Origin of the sequence: Pseudomonas lalkuanensis (assembly GCF_008807375.1) — a bacterium.
Taxonomy (GTDB): domain Bacteria; phylum Pseudomonadota; class Gammaproteobacteria; order Pseudomonadales; family Pseudomonadaceae; genus Metapseudomonas; species Metapseudomonas lalkuanensis.
Genome location: NZ_CP043311.1, coordinates 3,258,729 through 3,278,567 on the forward strand (window position 1 = coordinate 3,258,729; position 19,839 = coordinate 3,278,567).

At 62.4% G+C, this 19,839-nt stretch carries 17 protein-coding genes and 1 tRNA gene; 8 read left to right on the forward strand and 10 right to left on the reverse strand.

Annotation, left to right across the window (positions count from 1 at the left end; genetic code table 11):
* Window positions 1-95: 95 nt before the first annotated feature.
* The 4 genes from FXN65_RS15140 to FXN65_RS15155 all read right to left on the reverse strand — a co-directional run bounded on the left by FXN65_RS15140 (window position 96) and on the right by FXN65_RS15155 (window position 4,151).
* Window positions 96-380, reverse strand: a complete 285-nt coding sequence (locus tag FXN65_RS15140; protein ID WP_151133971.1) for a hypothetical protein — start codon at window positions 378-380, stop codon at window positions 96-98.
* 615 nt (window positions 381-995) lie between these two features.
* Window positions 996-1,081, reverse strand: a tRNA-Leu gene (locus FXN65_RS15145).
* A gap of 138 nt (window positions 1,082-1,219) precedes the next feature.
* Entirely contained in the window at window positions 1,220-2,896 is a 1,677-nt protein-coding gene (locus FXN65_RS15150) for an MFS transporter (protein WP_151133972.1), read from the reverse strand.
* Between the two features lie 217 nt (window positions 2,897-3,113).
* On the reverse strand, window positions 3,114-4,151 hold the full coding sequence (locus FXN65_RS15155) for a GlxA family transcriptional regulator (RefSeq protein ID WP_151133973.1): 1,038 nt from the start codon (window positions 4,149-4,151) through the stop codon (window positions 3,114-3,116).
* Between the two features lie 219 nt (window positions 4,152-4,370).
* Here FXN65_RS15155 and FXN65_RS15160 point away from each other — a divergent pair, with 219 nt between their 5' ends.
* The 3 genes from FXN65_RS15160 (at window position 4,371) to FXN65_RS15170 (ending at window position 7,222) form a co-directional block, all read left to right on the forward strand.
* Window positions 4,371-4,682 carry an aldehyde dehydrogenase family protein gene (locus tag FXN65_RS15160; protein ID WP_151133974.1) on the forward strand — a complete coding sequence of 104 codons (312 nt, stop codon included), beginning with the start codon at window positions 4,371-4,373 and terminating at the stop codon, window positions 4,680-4,682.
* 346 nt (window positions 4,683-5,028) lie between these two features.
* Window positions 5,029-6,036: an acetoacetate decarboxylase (ADC) gene (locus FXN65_RS15165; RefSeq protein ID WP_151133975.1), complete on the forward strand. Its 1,008-nt coding sequence runs from the start codon at window positions 5,029-5,031 to the stop codon at window positions 6,034-6,036.
* Between the two features lie 355 nt (window positions 6,037-6,391).
* Complete coding sequence (locus tag FXN65_RS15170) at window positions 6,392-7,222, forward strand: alpha/beta fold hydrolase (RefSeq protein WP_151133976.1); 831 nt, start codon at window positions 6,392-6,394, stop codon at window positions 7,220-7,222.
* 105 nt (window positions 7,223-7,327) lie between these two features.
* Here FXN65_RS15170 and FXN65_RS15175 read toward each other — a convergent pair whose 3' ends face one another.
* Window positions 7,328-7,825, reverse strand: a complete 498-nt coding sequence (locus tag FXN65_RS15175) for a winged helix-turn-helix transcriptional regulator (RefSeq protein WP_151138840.1) — start codon at window positions 7,823-7,825, stop codon at window positions 7,328-7,330.
* A gap of 223 nt (window positions 7,826-8,048) precedes the next feature.
* On the opposite strand from FXN65_RS15175, the gene FXN65_RS15180 reads away from it, so the two are divergent.
* Both FXN65_RS15180 and FXN65_RS15185 read left to right on the forward strand, forming a co-directional pair.
* The gene (locus tag FXN65_RS15180) at window positions 8,049-8,675 is read left to right on the forward strand and encodes an isochorismatase family cysteine hydrolase (RefSeq protein WP_151133977.1); all 627 of its coding nucleotides are present in this window, start codon (window positions 8,049-8,051) and stop codon (window positions 8,673-8,675) included.
* 13 nt (window positions 8,676-8,688) lie between these two features.
* Window positions 8,689-9,897 carry an MFS transporter gene (locus FXN65_RS15185; RefSeq protein WP_151133978.1) on the forward strand — a complete coding sequence of 403 codons (1,209 nt, stop codon included), beginning with the start codon at window positions 8,689-8,691 and terminating at the stop codon, window positions 9,895-9,897.
* 56 nt (window positions 9,898-9,953) lie between these two features.
* Here FXN65_RS15185 and FXN65_RS15190 read toward each other — a convergent pair whose 3' ends face one another.
* The 5 genes from FXN65_RS15190 to FXN65_RS15210 all read right to left on the reverse strand — a co-directional run bounded on the left by FXN65_RS15190 (window position 9,954) and on the right by FXN65_RS15210 (window position 15,572).
* Entirely contained in the window at window positions 9,954-10,724 is a 771-nt protein-coding gene (locus FXN65_RS15190) for a TerC family protein (protein WP_151133979.1), read from the reverse strand.
* Window positions 10,725-10,912: 188 nt separating this feature from the next.
* Window positions 10,913-11,284, reverse strand: coding sequence for a RidA family protein (locus FXN65_RS15195; RefSeq protein ID WP_151133980.1), 372 nt, complete (start codon window positions 11,282-11,284; stop codon window positions 10,913-10,915).
* A gap of 62 nt (window positions 11,285-11,346) precedes the next feature.
* Entirely contained in the window at window positions 11,347-12,897 is a 1,551-nt protein-coding gene (locus FXN65_RS15200) for a BCCT family transporter (protein WP_151133981.1), read from the reverse strand.
* Window positions 12,898-13,129: 232 nt separating this feature from the next.
* Window positions 13,130-14,116 carry a dipeptidase gene (locus FXN65_RS15205; protein ID WP_151133982.1) on the reverse strand — a complete coding sequence of 329 codons (987 nt, stop codon included), beginning with the start codon at window positions 14,114-14,116 and terminating at the stop codon, window positions 13,130-13,132.
* A gap of 13 nt (window positions 14,117-14,129) precedes the next feature.
* Complete coding sequence (locus tag FXN65_RS15210; protein ID WP_151133983.1) at window positions 14,130-15,572, reverse strand: aldehyde dehydrogenase family protein; 1,443 nt, start codon at window positions 15,570-15,572, stop codon at window positions 14,130-14,132.
* Window positions 15,573-15,665: 93 nt separating this feature from the next.
* Between FXN65_RS15210 and FXN65_RS15215 the strand changes: the two genes are divergently transcribed.
* The 3 genes from FXN65_RS15215 (at window position 15,666) to FXN65_RS15225 (ending at window position 19,208) form a co-directional block, all read left to right on the forward strand.
* Window positions 15,666-16,571, forward strand: coding sequence for a LysR family transcriptional regulator (locus FXN65_RS15215; protein WP_151133984.1), 906 nt, complete (start codon window positions 15,666-15,668; stop codon window positions 16,569-16,571).
* A gap of 172 nt (window positions 16,572-16,743) precedes the next feature.
* Window positions 16,744-18,465: a hypothetical protein gene (locus FXN65_RS15220; RefSeq protein WP_151133985.1), complete on the forward strand. Its 1,722-nt coding sequence runs from the start codon at window positions 16,744-16,746 to the stop codon at window positions 18,463-18,465.
* Window positions 18,465-19,208: a DUF3726 domain-containing protein gene (locus tag FXN65_RS15225; RefSeq protein WP_151133986.1), complete on the forward strand. Its 744-nt coding sequence runs from the start codon at window positions 18,465-18,467 to the stop codon at window positions 19,206-19,208. Before FXN65_RS15220 ends, FXN65_RS15225 begins: the two co-directional genes overlap by 1 nt.
* The last annotated feature ends 631 nt before the right edge of the window (window positions 19,209-19,839 follow it).

The following is a 19,839-nucleotide window of genomic DNA, read 5'->3' on the forward strand; positions in this document are numbered from 1 at the left end:
CAGTGATAGGCGGATTCCATCCAAGGCACGTGGCAGTGCCGTGACGGCGACATGACAGTACGGAGAAACAGCGACGGCCCGATAGGACCGTCCGGTCAGGGGTCCTGCGGGAGCTCGTTCAGTTCCAGCTCAACCAGGGCTTCGTTGCCCTCATGGTGAATGGGCTGGTCGCTGTAGGCGGCCAGTGCCTCCCAGTGCTGGTCCAGCCCGGCGCCGATGGCGGCCAGGTGGTCGATCATGCGCCTTCCCGCGCTCTTCACCGCCGGGTCCTCGCTGCGCATCATCTCGAACGACATTTCGCTCATGGCCGCCGTGAGATGCGTGAGGCTGCGGGTGGTAAGGCTGAGCAAGCGCACCAGGTGCTGCTCTTTCGATTCCATTCGATTCCTCTCTTTCACCTGATCCATTCAGGTTCCCCTGAAACCAGCCGAAATTACGCGATGAACAGGCCATCAGGCCCGATCGCAACTCCAGCGTTAGTCAACCCACGGGCTACAAAGGTTCTGCGCCGGTCCGGCCGAATGCTCGACCGGGTGGGTCTGGCGATCATATAGAAAGGGTTGCGGCGCAGATATCGCCAGATACGAACAGGCCCGCACGTGGCGGGCCTGGAATTCGTAGTAGGTGGCCGGTGCTGGTTTCCGGCTTACGAGGTTTATCGGGAATCTGACAGAAGCATGTCACCACTTCTGCTTCACACGGCGTAAGGGCTGGATTTCATCGGGGAAATCTTTCTAACCGTGTACCCTTCGGAGCGCGCCCCACGTTTCCTCGCTATCCGCTTGCGCATCAGTCTGCGTATCCACCTACTGATATTCAGGCTAGCAAAGCCCTTTGCCGCAGCCAGCGCGTTTTTAGACCAATTTCTTTCAGCGAGAAATCAGGCTGGAACCGAACGTACTCAGCGCCTGGATTGCTCGGGGGCCACGCGCGACCGAACTGCCGGGCAGACCACGAATCCACTCGAACAACAACGAATAACTGATTGATTTTAATGGTGCCCGGAGCGGGACTCGAACCCGCAAGCCCAAAGGGCGAAGCATTTTAAGTGCTCTGCGTATACCGATTTCGCCATCCGGGCTGGAGGGGGCATTGGTGCAGGGCGCTGATTTAAGCCGAAATAAAATTTCGAATCAATCACTTAGGCGACGAACCATGGCCGGTTATCACCACGCAGGAGGATCGCCCCCTCCCGGGCGGGAGGGGGCGGAAGCTGGCCCTAGGCCTGGTGGATTGGCCGATCCTTGGTTTCCGGCAGCAGGAAAGTGCCAAGAATGGCCGTCATCACGGCGATGACGATGGGGTACCACAGCCCGTAGTAGATATCCCCCGTAGCCGCCACCATGGCGAACGCCACCGTGGGCAGGAAACCGCCGAACCAGCCATTGCCGATGTGATAAGGCAACGACATCGAGGTGTAGCGGATGCGCGCCGGGAAAAGCTCCACCAGCCAGGCCGCAATGGGCCCATAGACCATGGTCACGTAGATCACCAGGATGGTCAGGAGCAGCAACACCATCAGGTAATTGGTCTTGGCCGGATCGGCTTTCTCCGGATAACCGGCCTCCTTCAGGGCGGTGCCGAGGGTGGCGGTGAAGGCCTCGTTCTGCGTCTTGAACTCGGCCGCCGGCATGCCGGTGCCGTCAAAGCTCGCAATCAGCTTTTCGCCGATCCGAATCTGCGCCAGGGCACCCGGCTCGGCCCGTTCGTTCTTGTAGGGGATGGCTTTCTTCGCCAGCAGGCTCTTGGCGAGGTCGCATGAGCTGGTGAATCTGGCCTTGCCCACCGGGTCGAACTGGAACGAGCACTGGTCAGGGTCAGCGATGACGACAACCGGGTTCAACTCCTGGGCCACGAATACGTCGGGGTTACCGAACTCGGTCAGGCCCTTGAAGATCGGGAAGTAGGTCAATGCCGCGAGGACGCAACCGGCCATGATGATCTTCTTGCGGCCGATCCTGTCGGAGAGGCTGCCGAAGAGGATGAAGAACGGCGTACCGAGCAGCAGTGATCCGGCGATCAGCAGGTTTGCCGTCTGCGGGTCGATCTTCAGCGTCTGCAGCAGGAAGAACAGCGCGTAGAACTGGCCGGTGTACCAGACCACGGCCTGGCCGGCGGTGCCACCGAGCAGGGACAGAATCACCACCCTGAGGTTGTCCCAGCGGGCGAAGGACTCGGTCAGCGGCGCCTTGCAGGCCTTGCCTTCGGCCTTCATCTTCCTGAACACCGGCGACTCGTTGAGCTGCAGGCGGATGTACACCGAGATGATCAGCAGCAGGATCGACAGCAGGAAAGGAATCCGCCAGCCCCAGGCCTCGAACGCTTCGGTGCCGAGGACGGTGCGGCAGGTGAGGATCACCAGCAGCGAGAGGAACAGGCCGAGGGTCGCGGTGGTCTGGATCCAGGAGGTGAAGAAGCCGCGCTTGCCCTGGGGCGCATGCTCGGCCACGTAGGTCGCCGCGCCGCCGTACTCGCCCCCCAGCGCCAGGCCTTGCAGCAGGCGCAGGCTGATCAGGATGATCGGCGCCGCGACGCCGATGGTCGCGTAGCCGGGCAAGAAGCCCACCACGGCGGTGGAGATACCCATGATCACGATGGTGATGAGGAAGGTGTACTTGCGCCCGATCATGTCGCCCAACCGGCCGAACACGATGGCGCCGAACGGGCGAACGGCGAAGCCCGCGGCGAAGGCGAGCAGAGCGAAGATGAACGAGGTGGTCTCGTTGACGCCTGCGAAGAAATGCTTGGCGATGATCGCGGCGAGCGAACCGTAGAGGTAGAAGTCGTACCACTCGAAAACGGTACCCAGGGACGAAGCGAAAATGACCTTTCGCTCCTCTTTGGTTATCCCGCGGTTGGGCGCACTCCCCGCGGACGTACGGTCGATTACTGCCATGAGTATTCTCCGTCTTGTTATTCAAGGCCGGAGTACATGACTACCCTTGCCGTACCCAGGCCCAGGGGGCTGAAGTGATCGGATCACGGACTGCGCGAAGCAAGTCGAAGGGTTGACCCACGCGTATCGCTGCAAGTTTCCTCAAAAAAGTGATCATCCGCGCACGGATATCCACTTGCCATCATGCGCAGTGCCGGGTTGGCTGGCGCCGGCCGGCTCAGACCTTGAAGTGCGTGCGTGAGCGGAACTGCCCCGGGGAAATGTCGAACTTCTCGCGGAAGCAACGATGGAAGTGCGGCAACGTGGCGAAGCCGCTGGCGACGGCGATCTCGATCAGGGACTTGTTGGTGTGCTGCAGCAACTGGCGCGCGTGGGTGAGCCGCAATTCCAGGTAGTAGCGCGGAGGCGTCGCCTTCACATGGCGCCGGAACAGGCGCTCCAGGTGCCGGCGGGAGATGCGCGCGTAGCGGGCGATCTCGTTGATCTCTATGGGGTCCTCGATGTTGCTGTGCATCAGCTCCAATGCAAGCTTGAGGGTTCTCGGCAGGGTCGGATCGAAGTCGATCGAAACCACCGAGACGTCGACGATTTCACGCATCTTGTCGCAGCCCAGGACCTCCTCGACCGCATCCACGAGCTCCTGACCCGCGCTGTGCTTGACCACTTCGAGCATCATGTCGAGCGAACTGTTGGCACCGGCACAGCTGATCCGCTTGCGGTCCAGCACGTGGGAATGGCTGGTCACCGTCACCTTGGGGAAGAGCTCCGACATCATGGCCCGGCCATCGGGGTGGAAGGCACAGTCATGGCCGTCCAGCACCCCCGCGTCGGCCAGGAAGTAACAGCCGTTCCAGAGACCGCCCAGCACGGAACCCGCCGCATCGGCATGACGCAGCTTGGTCCGCAGGAGGGGATCGGTTTCGAGGCGAACACGGAAGCCGCCGCACACGACGATGATGTCCTGCTGCCGTTCATCCAGCTCCGTCAGGGAGCAATCAGTGGCAATCGCGATCCCGAGGTCGCTTAGCACCAGGTTGTTCTCGCCGCCGACCACCTGCACCTCGAACACCGGCGTCGAACTCATCAGGTTGGCGGTGACCAGGGCATCCACCGCGCCGGTGAACGCCATCATCGAAAAGTGCTCGCGCAGGATGAACGACACGCGGCGAACCGGCACCGTCAGCCCGGCGCGGCTGGCCCGGTCCAGGTGTGCCAGGTTCTTGCTCTTCAAGACGCTTTCGAATGACGTTCTCATCTCTCGACTCACAGGTTTTCTGCGGACTGCTGCCTTAACCAGATTCCCGGGCACCAGCCCGGGAAACCTTTCCCTGATGGACCTGAGCCCGCCTCAGATGGCCGTTGCGCCGAACAACAGCGCCAACAGCTTCGCACAGTCCGGGCTACCGGGCAGTGCCGCAACCGCCGCTTCGATAGCCCGCCGCGACTCCGCCCCCAGGCTTAAGCCCGCCAGCAGGTGGAAGTTCGCCAGGCACTCGACCCGGTCCTGGCGGTCATCACCTTCAACACCGAAGAAGAAGCCATCGCCATTGCCAACGACACTTGCCAAGGCCTCACCGCCTCGCTCTGGACCGACAGCATCAACACCGGCCACCGCATGGCCTCGGCCATTCGAGCCGGCACCGTGTCGATCAACGGCTTCTCCGAAGGTGATATCTCCCCGCCCTTCGGCGGCTACAAGCAGTCGGGCTTCGGCGGCCGCGACCTGTCCGTCTGTGCCCATGACCAGTACGGCGAACTGAATACCACCTGGACCCAGTTGAGCTGAGTCCACCCTGCCCGGCGGGCGAGGGTCGGGCAGGCTCCCCCTCCGGTTCGTCACGCATCTTGATGGCGTGATCTCTTCCCTCTCCCGCCAAAAGCCAACCTTCAGCCGCGGCATCGCCAGTCGATGCGATGCGCTGACCAACGCGCCGTCGCCTGCTGTCGTCGAATGCTTGACATTAAAGTTAACTTGAACGTTAGGGTTTCGTCCGCGAGCCTCGCGGACATGCATTGGCAGATGGCCGAGAAACATCAAAGGGCAGTTTCGATGACCGACTTGCCATCAGCCGAAAGAATTGCTCCCGAGCGCGCTGCATCGACGACAACGAACACGGCGGAGTCTTCAACACATGAAAATCAGCAGTATTGCAGTGATGGCGGGAATACTCATGAATACCGCTTCGGTGTTCGCCTGGGCAGCGAATCCAGCCGAAATCAAAGAGGCTGGATTTACGATGATCGATATTGCCGGCCATGAGGTTCCCGTGGCCGCGGGTGGCCTGTATGACCGCTTCCGCTCCAACCCTCCCCTTTCCGCCATAGAGTCGGAAGCTCCTGGTGTTGACCTGAGTTGGTTCAGGGGCCTCAAGAAGACAAAAGTCGACATCGGATTCGAGTCCTACTCACCAAACTTCTACTACAAGAACAACAGGATTACCGCCGTCTTCACGGCGGATCTGGAAAGGCTGAGAGCGTTGATACCTGCTGAAGTCCTGGACAAGGTGCAGCCGCTCCAGGTCTGGCCGGGCAGAGGCCTGGTCGCCCTTACCGCCTACGCCTATGAGTACTGCGACAACGACAGTTATAACGAAATTGCCCTGTCCATCGTCACCAACGAGCCCGGATCGTCGAACCTGGGTCCCATCTCCCTGTTTGGTCAGTCGATGTCGAAGGATTTCTGGGGGTACGTGCTGAAACTCCCGGTCAATACCGAGCTAGCAAGGGTACGGGGAGTGGTCGGCTATAACCTGCCAAAGTGGCTGACGGGGATCGATCGCCGGGATAACGACACATCCGTGATCTTCGAGATTGTCGATCACGAAACCGGCAAGGTTGACGTTGTCTTTGAAGGCAGGAAGCTGGGTGATACTTCAGATGAAATCGAACTGGTGACCAATGGCTTCACCAATGTCGGCCATGACGGAGCGTTGACCTACGGCTACGCGGTATCACGCCAACTGAGCCACGCCACCAGCACGAGTGCAGACTCGGTCAACCTAACACTGAATGAAGGGAGTCTTGCTACGTTCATGAAGTCCCTGAAGCTGGGGAGAATGGTGAAATACGAGTACGTGCCCCAGTTCCAAAGCGCGCTCTATGCTCCCGAACCCCTGAAATCCATCCTGGCCACCGAGTAACCGTTTCCAGGTCAGGCCTTCATGGCCTGACCTGAATGACACGAATGAGCTTCACCTCAAGCTTCCCGTGCTGCCAGCCCTTCTGACCGACCGTCAGCAGGTGACGGATCTCCTCCAGCGAGCAGCACGTCGAAAGAATCATCAACCTTAAAGCTTACTTCAATCCTAGAGTACTTAAGCGGCCAACAACGCAACGCTGACGGCAGGTGCTCGCAAGAAAAGCCAACCGCGCGTTTGCGGCCGCGTATCCAGTCATCCGCCCATTGAGAAACCTGCGGGACTCTCGCCATGAGCGGCAGCCATTGGTGCAAACATCGCCAATTTCCGACCTCGGCATCACACAGGAGAAGCAAGCATGGGATACGTCACAACGAAAGATGGAGTCGAGATCTTTTACAAGGACTGGGGGCCGCGCGACGCTCCGGTGATCCATTTCCATCACGGCTGGCCGCTCAGTTCGGACGACTGGGATGCGCAAATGCTGTTCTTCCTGGCCCACGGCTTTCGCGTAGTCGCCCATGATCGTCGCGGTCATGGACGATCCAGCCAGGTCTGGGATGGCCATGACATGGATCATTACGCTGACGACGTAGCAGCGGTTGTGAACCACCTCGGCGTGCAGGGAGCCATCCATGCCGGCCACTCCACGGGCGGTGGCGAGGTCGTCCACTACATCGCGCGGCATCCTGAAGACCCTGTCCCCAAGGCGGTCATCATCAGCGCGGTCCCGCCTCTGATGGTGAAAACCGCGAACAACCCTGGCGGTCTCCCCAAGGATGTCTTCGATGGTCTGCAAGCCCAGCTTGCGGCCAACCGTGCGCAGTTCTATCACGACATTCCGGCGGGGCCCTTCTACGGCTACAACCGCCCTGGCGCGACACCGTCGGAGGGCATCATCCGGAACTGGTGGCGGCAGGGCATGATGGGCAGCGCCAAGGCTCACTACGACGGCATCGTGGCCTTCTCCCAGACCGACTTCACCAAAGACCTTGAGCGCATCACGATCCCGGTGCTGGTGATGCACGGCGACGACGACCAGATCGTTCCCTATGAGAACTCTGGCGTGCTATCGGCGCAGTTGCTGAAGAACAGCACGCTGAAGATCTACCCGGGGTTCTCACACGGCATGCCCACAGTCAACGCCGATACCATCAACGCCGACCTGCTCGCCTTCGTGAGAAGTTGAGTTTCACGGGGCCAGGGAGTTCTCCGTCTGGCCCCCGCTTTTCAGAGCGAAGAATCCGAAGCAAGCCGCCAGGAACTCCAGCCACCTCGTGTTCCGTAGCACTGGCTACTTCCGCTTGAAGGCCTCCCGCCGAGCCAGGCGTTCGTCTGCGAAGCGACTGCTTATGGACGCTTCCAGATCCTTGCGCTCCACAGGAACGCCGCAGTGCGGGCAGACGCTGGCCACACCGACGTCATGGCCACACTCACGGTGCACAAAATGCACCGCCAATCCCTCATCCTCGTTCTTGCACCATGTTTCGCCCCAGGCGCGCAGCGCATAGATCACGGGATAGAAGTCCCATCCCTTCCTGGTCAGATGGTATTCGTAGCGCAGTGGCTTCTCGCTGTATGGGCGACGCTCGACCATGCCGTCGGCTTCCAGCGCTTTCAGGCGCGACGTCAGCATCTGCGGCGTAGCCCCGGTCTGGATCTGCATTTCCTCGAAGCGTGTCGCCCCCATGTAGAGCTCGCGCAGCACCAGGATCGTCCACTTGTCGCCCACCACATCCACTGAGCGTGCCACCGGGCACAGCGTATCGGTCGTCTCGTCCTGCATTTGCATCACGGTGCTCACTCCGGGCCACTATCGTTTTCATAGTAACACGACCAGGATCTGCAAGAACCCTTGGACTACCCGGAAACCCTCATGTCTATTGACACTATGTTTTTCATAGTTAGTATCAGGCATATCGAGGATCGAGACATCGCGCAACGGAGCCGTCGAGGCAAGCGCCCAATTCCGAGGTGCGAGTTCAATCGCACCTCCTTTCAACTGGAGCATCGAAATGGCCAATCCTGTGTATCCCCCGGCGCGAACCGGCCTGCTGCTGGTCGACCCTTACAACGATTTCCTGTCCGACGGCGGCAAGCTGTTCCCCATGCTGAAAAACGCTGCGGAAGACGTTCACCTGCTCGACAACCTGCGCACCGTCGTCTCAACCGCACGCGGCCATGGCATCCAGGTGTTCTATGTACCGCACCGTCGCTGGCAGCCCGGCGACTATGACAACTGGGATCACCCAAATCCGACCCAGCGGCTGGTCCAGCAGCGCCATACCTTCGCCAAGGGCACGTGGGGCGGCGAATGGCATCCCGACTTCGTGCCGCAGGACGGCGACATCATCATCCAGGAGCACTGGGGCCAGAGCGGCTTCGCCAACACCGATCTCGACTTCCAGCTGAAGCAGCAAGGCATCACCCATGTCATCGTCGTTGGCCTGCTGGCGAACACCTGCATCGAATCGACGGCGCGCTTCGCCATGGAACTCGGGTATCACGTGACGCTGGTACGCGATGCGACAGCGGCTTTCAGCAAGGACATGATGCATGCGGCACACGAGCTGAACGGGCCGACCTTTGCGCATAGCATCGTCGATACCCGCGGGCTCCTCCTCGCCCTGCAGCAGCACTGAAGGGGGCCGCGCAATGTCCACTCCATCCGCGGCCCCGGCCGGGATTCCCGCTCGCCTGGTCGCCACGATGGCGGTGTGCTGCGCACTGGCCGTATCGACCATCTACTACCACCAGCCACTACTGCCGCAGATGGCCGCGTCGTTCGGCCTGGCACCGACGCAGGCCGGGCTGGTCGCTACGTTGACGCAACTCGGCTATGCGACCGGCCTTCTGCTCTTCGTGCCGCTCGCTGACTGCCGACAGCCACGCAGGCTCGCGTTGCTGGCCATCGCTGCGAATGCAGTCGCGTTGCTCGCCTGCGCGGCGGCACCGAGCTTCGCGTTGCTGTGCGTCAGCAGCTTCGCGGTTGGTGTGACGGCGATCACCGCGCAGATCATCATCCCTGCCCTTGCGGGTCTGGCGACACCGGCTGCGCGCGGCCGCGTCGTGGGCACCCTGCTCAGCGGCCTCTCTGCAGGTCTGCTGCTGGCGCGCACGATCGGCGGCTTCCTCGGCGCGCACACGGGTTGGCGAGCCGTGTTCGCACTGGCATCGCTCATCGATCTGCCGCTGCTGTTCATCATTGCCCGTAGCCTGCCCGCAGCCACGAACCTGAGCCCAGTGGGCTACGCCGGGTTGATTCGCTCGCTGGGCAGCCTGGTGCGCGAGGAAAGCGTGCTGCGCTTCTGTGCTGCGAGCGGTTTCATGATATTCGCCGCGTTCAGCGCGCTATGGGCCACATTGGCTGCGCTGCTGACGCAACCGCCCTACGCTTTCGGTCCCGCCACGATCGGCATGTTCGGTCTGGTCGCGCTGCTGGGCATCGTCGCGTCGCCGCACATCGGCGCGCTGGCCGATCGCCTGGGTGCGCGCACCCTGGTCCTGGCCGGTGCGATGGCCCTCGCCGTGGGCTTCGCTTTCATCGCCGTGGGCGGACACAGCCTCGGCTTACTGATCGTCGGCATGGTGCTGCTCGACTTCGGCAATCGTGCGGGCCTGGTTGCCAACCAGGCACGCATCTACACCCTGCGCCCCGAGGCCCGCAGCCGGCTCAATACTGTTTTCATGGGGTCGTACTTCCTGGGCGGGGCGGTCGGTGCTGCATTGGGAAACTACGGCGTGCACCGTGCCGGCTGGATCGGTCTCGCAGCAGTCGGAGCCTTGTTGGCCCTTGCAGCCATGGCGATCAATGCACTCAGTCCCCGTGAATCGAGCACTGCGCTCACCGACCTCCGCACATGAGCCAATCGCCCGGAACGCGTCCAAAGCCATTCCGAGCGGCTACGGCCTTCACCCAATCAATTCCCCGTTGGGTGGTTATGCAGTTTCACCGGCTCGGCTTTCCGGCAGGCACGGGCCACGCGCGCGCGAATGTTCAGGGCTTCCACGGCCAGGGAGAAGGCCATGGCGAAGTAGACGTAGCCCTTCGGCACGTGAACGTCGAAGGATTCGGCGATCAGCACGGTGCCCACCACCACCAGGAAGGACAGCGCCAGCATCTTCAGGCTCGGGTGCATGTCGATGAAGGTGCTGATGGTACCGGCGGCCAGCATCATCACCAGCACGGCCGCGACGATTGCGGCGACCATCACCGGGATGTCGGACACCATGCCGACGGCGGTGATCACCGAGTCCAGCGAGAACACGATGTCGATGATGGCGATCTGGACGATGGTGACCACGAAACCGCCGCCCGGCTTGCGTCGCCCGCCCTCCCCGTCGTCACCGTCCTCCTCGCCTTCCAGGCTCTGGTACATCTCGCTGCTGCTCTTCCACAACAGGAACAGGCCGCCGAAGAAGAGGATCAGGTCTCGCCCGGAGATGCCTTGTCCGGCCAGGTGGAACAGGTCAGCAGTGAGCCGCATGATCCAGGTGATGGAGAGCAGCAGCAGGATGCGCGTGACCATCGCCAGGGCCAGGCCGCAGAAGCGGGTGCGCGCCTGCATGTGCGGCGGCATGCGGCCCACGAGAATGGCGATCATGATGATGTTGTCGATGCCCAGGACGATTTCCAGGGCGGTGAGGGTGAAGAACGCCGCCCAGATCTCCGGGCGCAACAGCCATTCCATCTCAGGCTCCCAATCGGACTGGATCGAGGGTCGAACAATGGCACAGGCGCCGCTCCGCTCGTGACGGATGGGCGCCTGCACCTGGACAAGCATGGTGAAGTCGCTGCAAGCCGGGACTTGCGCGTTGGTGCGGAGCACCGCACATGCTCTCCGGGATCGCCAGACAGCATGCAAGGCGCGGCCTGGAGTCAGGCCGCTGCGTAGACCACCAGTTCCACGAGCATCTCCTCGCGTGCCAGGCCGGCCACCACCATGGCAGCGCGGTTCGGGTAAGGGGCAACGAAGTATTCGGCATAGACCGCATTCACCGTCGCCAGGTAGCTGCGGTCGGTGACATAGATCAGTACCTGGGTCACCGCCTCCAGGCCGAGCCCGGCGCACGTCAGGGTGCGCTTGAGGTTGTCCAGGACCTGCCGCGTCTGTGCTTCGATCCCCCCTTCCACCACCCTCCCCTCGACATCGATGGGTATCTGCGCCGTGTACAAGGTGCCATTACCGATCACCGCCCACTCCAACGGGGCCTTGGACGGGTACAAGCGAGTGCTGACTGCCTGCTTCATTGAACTCTCCAGGATGTGACGAAAAAAGCGAGGGCAAGCGGACAGCGCACCCTCCCAGGGGACTAGAGCTGCTGCTCACGCGCCAGTTGGCGGGCGATCTGCGGTGCGTTCCAGAGCGCCGGCAGGATCAGCAGGGAGACCGGCACCGCGGTGATGACGATGAAGGATTGCAGCGCCGTGACCCCGCCCGAGCCGATGGTGATCAGCACCACTGCGGCCAGTCCCATGCCAATGCACCAGAAAGCCCGCAGCCATTTCTTCGGTGCATCGTTGGCGGACATTGCCAAGGCGACGGTGTAGGCCATGGCATCCCCATTGGTGGCCACCGAGATGAAGCTGAGGAACAGGAACAGCGCGGATACCAGCCCCGCCAGCGGCAGGCTCTGGGTGACACCCAGCAGCATGGCCTCGGGCTGGCTGCCGTGGTCGGTGACGATACCGGGGGTCTGCAGTTCGAGGCCGATGCCAGTGCCGCCGACCACGGTGAACCAGAACATGGTCACCAGCGGTGCGATGATCGACAGGGTCCCGATGATCTGGCGGATGCTGCGGCCCCGGGAAATCTTGGCGACATACAGGCCCATCATCGGCGCGTAACCGATGAACCAGCCCCAATAGAAGACCGTCCACCAGTCGAGCCACTTCGGGTCGGCGCGATACATCGTCATCGGCAGGAAGTATTCCAGTTGCAGGCCGAACGCCACCGGGAAGCCCGAGAGGATGAACAGCGTCGGTCCGGCCACGATCATGAAGACCGCCAGGCCAATCATCAGCCACACGTTGATCTCGCTGACGAAGCGGATGCCGTTCAGGCCGACCAGGCAGGAAGTGGTGTACATGGCCGTCACCAGGATGATGGTGATGGATTGGGTCGCCAGGTCGTTCGGCACGCCCCAGACGGCGTTCAGCGCATTGCTGATCTGCAGCCCGAGGAATCCGATCGGGCCGATGGTACCGGCGACCACCGCGATGATCGACGTGGCATCGGCGAGGTTGCCGATCGGTCCCTTGAGCGCGCGCTCGCCCAGCAGCGGGTAAAGCAGGGTACGCGGCGCCAGCGGCAATCCCTTGTCGTAGTGCAGGTGCATCAGCACGATGGCCAACAGGCTGCCCAGCACCGCCCAGGCCAGGAACCCCCAGTGTACGAACGACTGGGCCAGGGCCAGGTGGCCGGCATGCTCGCTGTTCGGCTGCACACCACTGAACAACGGCGGCGGACTGGCGAAGTGCATCAGGGGTTCGGCGGCCGCCCAGAAGGCTCCACCGCCGGCGAGCAGCGCGCACATGATCACGGCGATCCAGTTGAAGGTACTGGTTTCCGGCTGCCGGTCGACGCCGCCCAGGCGAACGCGGCCGCTTTTGCTGAAGAAGATACCGAGGCTGACGAGGAAGGTCGCCAGCATCAGCAACTGCCAGTAGAGCCCGAAGGCCTTCGTCGACCAGGCGAACAGGGTGTTGACCAGTGCCGACACGGCATCGATGTCCACCAGCGCCGCCACCAGGAAACTGAGCAGGAAGCCGCCGCTGACAATGAACAAGGGCCAGTCGATGCCTTGCAGTGCCGGGTGCTTCATCGGCGCGCTGCCTACGGTCTGGGTCGGGAACACTTTCATGATGCCTCCAGGTTGTTGTTCTGTCCCCGCAATGCGGGGCAAAAGACCATGGGTTGGGATAACGGAGCGAAAGCGCCTGTCAGCGCTGTAGCGAGGTTTCGCTCCTGCCCTCTGGAGGCCGGGGTTGTCGGGGATATACCGTCTGGCGCGGGCCAACTCCGGCGAAGGAGATGGTCGAGGCTCTTTTCTTGTTCTTGTTCATGATGTCCTCACGTGGGGTGGAATCGGGGAGTCACTGTCGCGGTGCGGTACCGCGTTCCAGCAGGTCGAGCCAGTTCAGGCCCATGATCTTGCGCACCTCGTCCTCGGCGAATCCGCGTTCGCGCAAACCACGGACGATGACGGGGAAATCGCGGCTGTCACGAAACCAGTGCAGGGGTGCCGGCCAGTCGGCGTTGTCCGCCGAACCTTCGCCGTAGTCCTTGGCCTTGCTCCAGCGGCCATTGCGCATCCACTCCAGCACCTGCAAAGGCTGCTGCTGGCAGAGGTCGGTGCCGATGCCGATGTGGTCGATGCCCATCATGTCCGCGGTACGCGCGACCATGTCGCAGAACTCGCTCAGCTGGCACTGCGAGCCACCGCGGAGATGGAACGGATAGGTGCTGAAGCCGAGCAGGCCGCCCGACTCGGCGATACCGCGCAGTACCGCGTCGGACTTGTTGCGCCTGGCCGCATGGAAACTGGTGGGGTTGGCGTGGGAGATGATCACCGGCCGGCTCGACAGCTCGATGGCCTCCAGGGTGCTGCGCTCGGCGCTGTGGGACATGTCGATGAGCATGCCGACGCGGTTCATCTCTTCGATCACCTGGCGACCGAAGCGGCTGATGCCGTTGTCCTCGCGCTCATAACAGCCCGAGGCCAGCAGGCTCTGGTTGTTGTAGGTCAGCTGCATGATGAAGACCCCGAGCTGGCGGAACACCTCCACCAGGTCGATGTCGTCCTCGATGGGCGAACAGTTCTGGAATCCGAAGAAGATCCCGACGCGTCCCTCCTGCTGCGCGAGACGGATGTCCGAAGCCTGCCGCACGGGGCGAATCAGGTCAGGGAAGGCCTCGAAGCGGCGATTCCACTCACCGATGCGCGACAACGTCTCGCGCGCGGTTTCGTGGTACGCGATGGTGGCGTGAACGGCACTCAGCCCGCCTTCGCGCATCTGCCTGAACAGCTCGGGGCTCCAGTTGGAATACTGCAGGCCGTCGATCATCAGAAGCTCTTGCATGGCGCTCTCTCCCTCAGGGACGCACATAGACGGTCTTGACCACCGTGTAGAAATCGCGGGCGTACTGCCCCTGTTCGCGGGGGCCGAAACTGGAATCCTTGCGGCCACCGAAAGGCACGTGGTAGTCGGTGCCGGCAGTGGGCAGGTTGACCATCACGCACCCGGTGTTGGCGCGACGCTTGAAGTCGCTGGCGTGTTTCAGCGACTGAGTCATGATTCCGGCGGTCAGCCCGAAGCGGGTGTCGTTGAGGATGGCCAGCGCCTCCTCGTAATCCCGCGCCCTGATGACGCAGGCAATCGGGCCGAAGACTTCGTCACGGTTGATGCGCATGTCGTTGCGGGTGTCGACGAAGAGCGCCGGGCGCATGTAGAAGCCTTCATGCTCCTCATCGATGCGCTCGCCACCGCACACCAGGCGCGCGCCTTCGGCCTTGGCGTCCTCGATGTAGTGGAGGTTCTGCGCCAGCTGGCGCTCGTCGATCACCGGACCGATCTGCACGCCCTCGCGTAGCGGATGCCCTACCTTGAGCTGCCCCATGCGCTCGACCAGCGCCTCGACGAAGCGGTCGTGCACGCCCTCGGTCACGATCAGGCGGGACGACGCGGTGCACTTCTGACCGGTGCCGAAGAAGGCACCACTCACCGCGCACTCCACCGCCAGTGGCAGGTCGGCGTCGTCGAGCACCACCAGGGCGTTCTTGCTGCCCATTTCCAATTGGCAGCGGACGAAGTTGGCGGCGGTGGCGGCGGCGACACGGCGACCGGTCTCCACAGAGCCGGTGAAGCTCAAGGCATTGATACCGTTGGAATGGATCAGGCGCTCACCGACTTCGGCACCACTGCCCATCAGCAGGTTGAAGGTGCCGGCCGGCAGGGCCTGGCGAGCGATGATCTCGGTCAGGGCCCAGGCACTGGCCGGCACGGCATTGGCCGGTTTGAACACCACCGCGTTGCCGAATGCCAGCGCGGGAGCGATCTTCCAGGCGGCGGTGGCCATCGGGAAGTTCCATGGGGTGATGATGGCGACCACGCCGACCGGCTCGCGGCGCACCTCGATTTCCACGCCGGGGCGCACCGAGTCCGCCGTCTCGCCCATCTGCCGCAGAACCTCAGCGGCGTAATAGTGGAAGAACTGACCGGAGCGATGGACCTCGCCGACACCTTCGGCCAGGGTCTTGCCCTCTTCCCGGGACAGCTGCTCGCCCAGTTCGGCCTTGCGTGCGATCAGTTCGTCGCCGATAGCCATGAGCACCTGGTAGCGCTCCTCCAGCCCGCTGCGCGCCCAGATGACCTGGGCTGCCGTGGCGGCGGCGATAGCCTGGTCCACCTGTCGGGCGTCGGCCTGGGTGTAGTGGCCCACGACGTCCTCGACGTTCGCGGGGCTTCGGTTGGCAATACTCGAGACGCCTTCTACCCAGGCGCCGTCGATGTAGTTGCTGAAAATCTTGCTGGGCATGTGCACCTCCGTTCTCGCTTTGAGCGCATGGTAGGTGCCACCTCAGATAAACTAAAATTAGTTGTGAATATTACTTGATAAGGAAAACTTACCATGCTGCCGGACCTGAAGATCGTCCAGTTGCGCCACTTCGTCTGGGTTGCGGAGCTTCAGGGTTTCCATGCGGCAGCCGAGCGGGCGCACCGCACCCAGCCGGCCATTTCGCTGTCCATCCGCGACCTGGAAAGCAAGCTGGGCCAGGCCCTGTTCGAGAAGCGCAACGCGCGCGTCACCAAGCCCGAGCTGACGCCCTTCGGCTTGCAGTTCCTCGCCTATGCCAAGGAGTTGATCGATCACCATGATCGCGTGGTGCGCGACATGAGCCTGATCGCCCAGTACAAATCGGGGCACCTGCGCATCGCCTCGGTGCCCTCCATCGCCAGCCGCCTGCTGCCCGACATCCTCACGCGCTTCATAGGCGAGGCCACGGACCTGCACGTCAGCCTCTTCGATGACAACTCCGAAGCGGTGCTCACCATGGTGGAGAACCAGCAGGTGGATTTCGGTATCTCCAGCCTCTGGGAACCGGAAAGCGACATCCGCTTCATTCCCATCTGGGAAGACAGCATCGGAGTGGTCTGCCACCAGGCCCACCCGCTGGCATCCGAGGCGCAGATCGGCTGGCAGCAATTGCGCGGCGAGCGCCTGATCGCCAACGGCACCTCGCGCCTGCTGGCCGGTACCAGCGCCGAGGAGCTGGTGGCCGATTCGCAGTTCTACATTTCCAACATGATTTCACTGCTGGCGATGATCGAAGCCGGCATGGGCATCACCACCCTGCCCCGTTTCGCCTTCCCCGCCGAAGCCGGCCAGTTGCGCTTCATTCCCCTGGCGGACCCATTGGTGACCCGCGACATCGGCATCGTCCGCCTGACCAACCGTTCGCTGCCCGTGGCGGCGCAGGCCCTGTTCGAATTCATCCTGCGCGACAACGAGCTCGAGCCCGACGAGTGGCGATAGCCCTTTTGATCGACCTGGCAAATTGAATAAGGCTTCCTTATCAACCGATAGGGCGATCTGAATTGCTCGGGACAGCCTGCTGTCCCACCATCGGCGGCAGATCAATAACAAGCCGCCTCCCAGTCGCCACCGGGCAACGGGTACGCGGTGCACGCCAGTTGAGGGCCCGATAATGAGCACCCCTTCAGTCTTGGAATCCGGTCTGCCCGAGGCCGCGTCCCTATCCATGCGCCCCGCCAGCCTGGTCATGGACCTGGAACGCCTGGGCAGCCTGCACCAGAGCCGCCTGAGTTTCATGCGCAGCCTGGTCCGCCGGATCATGCGCGAGCGGTGGCAGATCGAGCCGCAGCGCTTCGATCTGGATGCCGACGGTTATGGCACCGTGATCTACCGGATTCGCACCCGTAGCGATCTGTTCAGCTTTGTTCTGTTCTCGCAGTACCTGGCGCCGGAGAAACGCAACGACCGTGTCATCGCCAGTGAATGGGACCTGACCATGGCACTGTGCGAGGGAGAAGTCGAAGACGCCTATGTCGACTACCTGCGCCGAAACGTGCCACTGCAGGAAGCCGGCCGGCTCGACGCCAAAGTGATGGTGCTGTCGCGGGCCAACCGCAGCGTGCGCAATTTCGACAGCGTGGTGGACGCCCTGGCCCATGGCCGGCAGCCGGAAATCGCCCAGATCGCCAAGGTCGGCTACCTGTATCGCACGACGGCCGTCTACGGCAGCGGCAAGCTCGGCATGGCCGACTGGGAGAAGGTCAGCCGCAAGCACCCGGACTTCGCCCGGCCCTTCGCCGCCGAAATGTTCACCTGTTTCATGCTGCGCAATTTCAGCCTGCAGCAAGCCGAGTTCATCGCCCGACGCCGCTCGCCGGCCACTGCCGTGGCGCTGGAACCGAGACTCAAGCGCTACTTCGGCATCGGCAATTCCACCGGCCTCGGCATGGCCCCTTACCTGATCAATCACCCGCAACTGATCAGCCGCTGGGTCGAAATGCGTGAACTGGCCCTGGCGCGCATCCTTGCGTCTGCCCCGGTGGCGGCCGAACGGCTGGAACGCCTGCCGCAGCTGGTGGACCGCGCCATTCGCCATCTCGAGGAAAACTTCACCGAAGATGAATGGCAGACCGGTAACAACCAACGTGTACTGGCGGACCTGCAAGCACTGCACGAGCACCTGGACCGGCATCCGCTGCAAAGCTGGCAGCCTCTTCTGGAATGGGCACAGCGCCATGCCAGCCTGCAGGGCGAGGAACTGATCAACTGCATCCTGCTGGAACTGCACCCCGATCTGGTGGACGAGCTCGAAGATCGGCTCGCCCTGCCCGAGCAGCTCGAATTGGACCCGGAAATGCCCGTCATCCGCCTGAAAGCGTTGATCGAGACGAGTTACGACTGGGCCCTGGCTATCGACTTCAACGCAGACGGAGCCCAGGAAACCTTCTGGTACCGATCCGAAGAAAAGCAGGAGCCGCGACTCGGCAATTGCAGCCTCGATGAGGGTCGGGAAAAGCAGATGCCCCTTGGCATCGGCTACCTGGTGCAACAGTGCTACCAGCGGATCACCGAGTATCTGGCAGAGCATCCACAGCACAAGGTTGCGCGCTTCCTGCTGCGCCACCCGGAGCAGCGCGGCATTGTCCGCCGCATTCAAGGGATGGCGTTGACCCACTACGGCGAGATCCGCGCCAATCTGCTGGATCGCGACGTACTGCCCATGCACCTGCTGCGCTGCAAGCTGTCGTTCTTCGGGGTGAGCAAGTTCGACCCACGCTCACGTCTGTGGGTCCGCAACACCATGTTCCAGGGCGCCCCCTTGCTGGAGGATATCGGCCATCCCTTCGACGATGACTGGTTCCTGCCGCTCGCCCCTACCCAGGAGAAGTCTTGATGTTGATTTCCGCCAACGAACTTACCGCCCTGCTCAAACGCGTTTTCGAGGGCATGGGCTACACACCGGGACACTATGAGGACGCCGCCGCCCTGGTCAGCTGGCTGCAATTGCACCGCGAAGACGGTCTCGGTGAACTCGAGCGTGCTCTGGACCTGGTTGCCGACCGTGACCGCCAGGCAAACGAGCTGGTCGCTGAAGGACCGGCCACCCTGATCGCCGAGTGCCATGGCCGCAGCGCCCTGAACTGCTTGCCGATACTGCTGGAACTGGCTTGCGTGCAGGCGCTGGAGCAAGGCTCGATCCGCGTGGAAATCCAGCACTGCCACAACCGCAAGTTCATCCTCAAACTACTGGCAGACTGCGCACGGCAAGGGCTGTGGGCCCAGGCTCGCTGGGAAAACGGCCATGACCCGGTGCGCCGTCACGTTGCTCGCATCGAAGCCGGCGCTGCTTACCCGACCTACCGGGAATACCGGCTTCCCGATCATCTTCCCCAGGCGAATCGGCAGTCGTTGACGCTGGACCTGGGCACGGTCGCCCACCCGCAACCGGAGCTGGAGGTCGGGGCTGCCCGGGAGGAACGCTGCGTTACCCCGGCAGACTTTACCCTGGCCCGCCAACAGGCCCTGGAAAATGGAACGGAGATTTCCCCAGCCCTGTGGCAACGCCTCAACCAACTCGCTGAAGCGGTACTGGTGGAAAGCTCCGAACGCTCGCGCAGCTGTGCAGGCGGACGCTGAGCAGCATGGCCCCGGCTGCCTGGTCGCCATGGAATCCATGGTTGTCGGGCCGCCGGCTCTGACTCTTTGTGCAGGGTACTGAAGACGGATGCGCGGCTTGCGCGCTGCGCATGGCCAATTCACTTGGGCAGGCCAGGGATTCATGACACATCGTTCGTCAAAGTGAACGGGGTCATGTCGCAGGAACTGGATCCGTCACGGCAACGGTTATCCAGTTCAAATTGAAATAACGTGCCGGGCGATTGCTCACTTGGGCCAGATGCTCTTCCCCGCACCCGCTACGGCGGGGTTTGAGTGCCCGAAAGACTTCCATGTCGCATGGCGGTGCCGAGAGTATGCGAATTCGCATCGACTCAAGGACGCAGGGCCCATGTCGTGAGCTGTGCTGATTCTGACGGCCAGTTACCGCTCGGGTCGCGTAGTAGCTTCCCCTTGTTCTCCCGCGCCCGGTGGGAGTGGAAGGATGAGGTTCGCATCCCGGGCGTAAGGATAGTTCCGTAACAACCAACTCGCTTCTCGCCGGACATCCCTCGACATCTTCGTGTCATTGGCCAGTCCCATCAACAAGTCCCACACCCGGTAGACCGATTGCGCTCGTGCATTGGAGGGATTCATACAGTACCTCTTGATA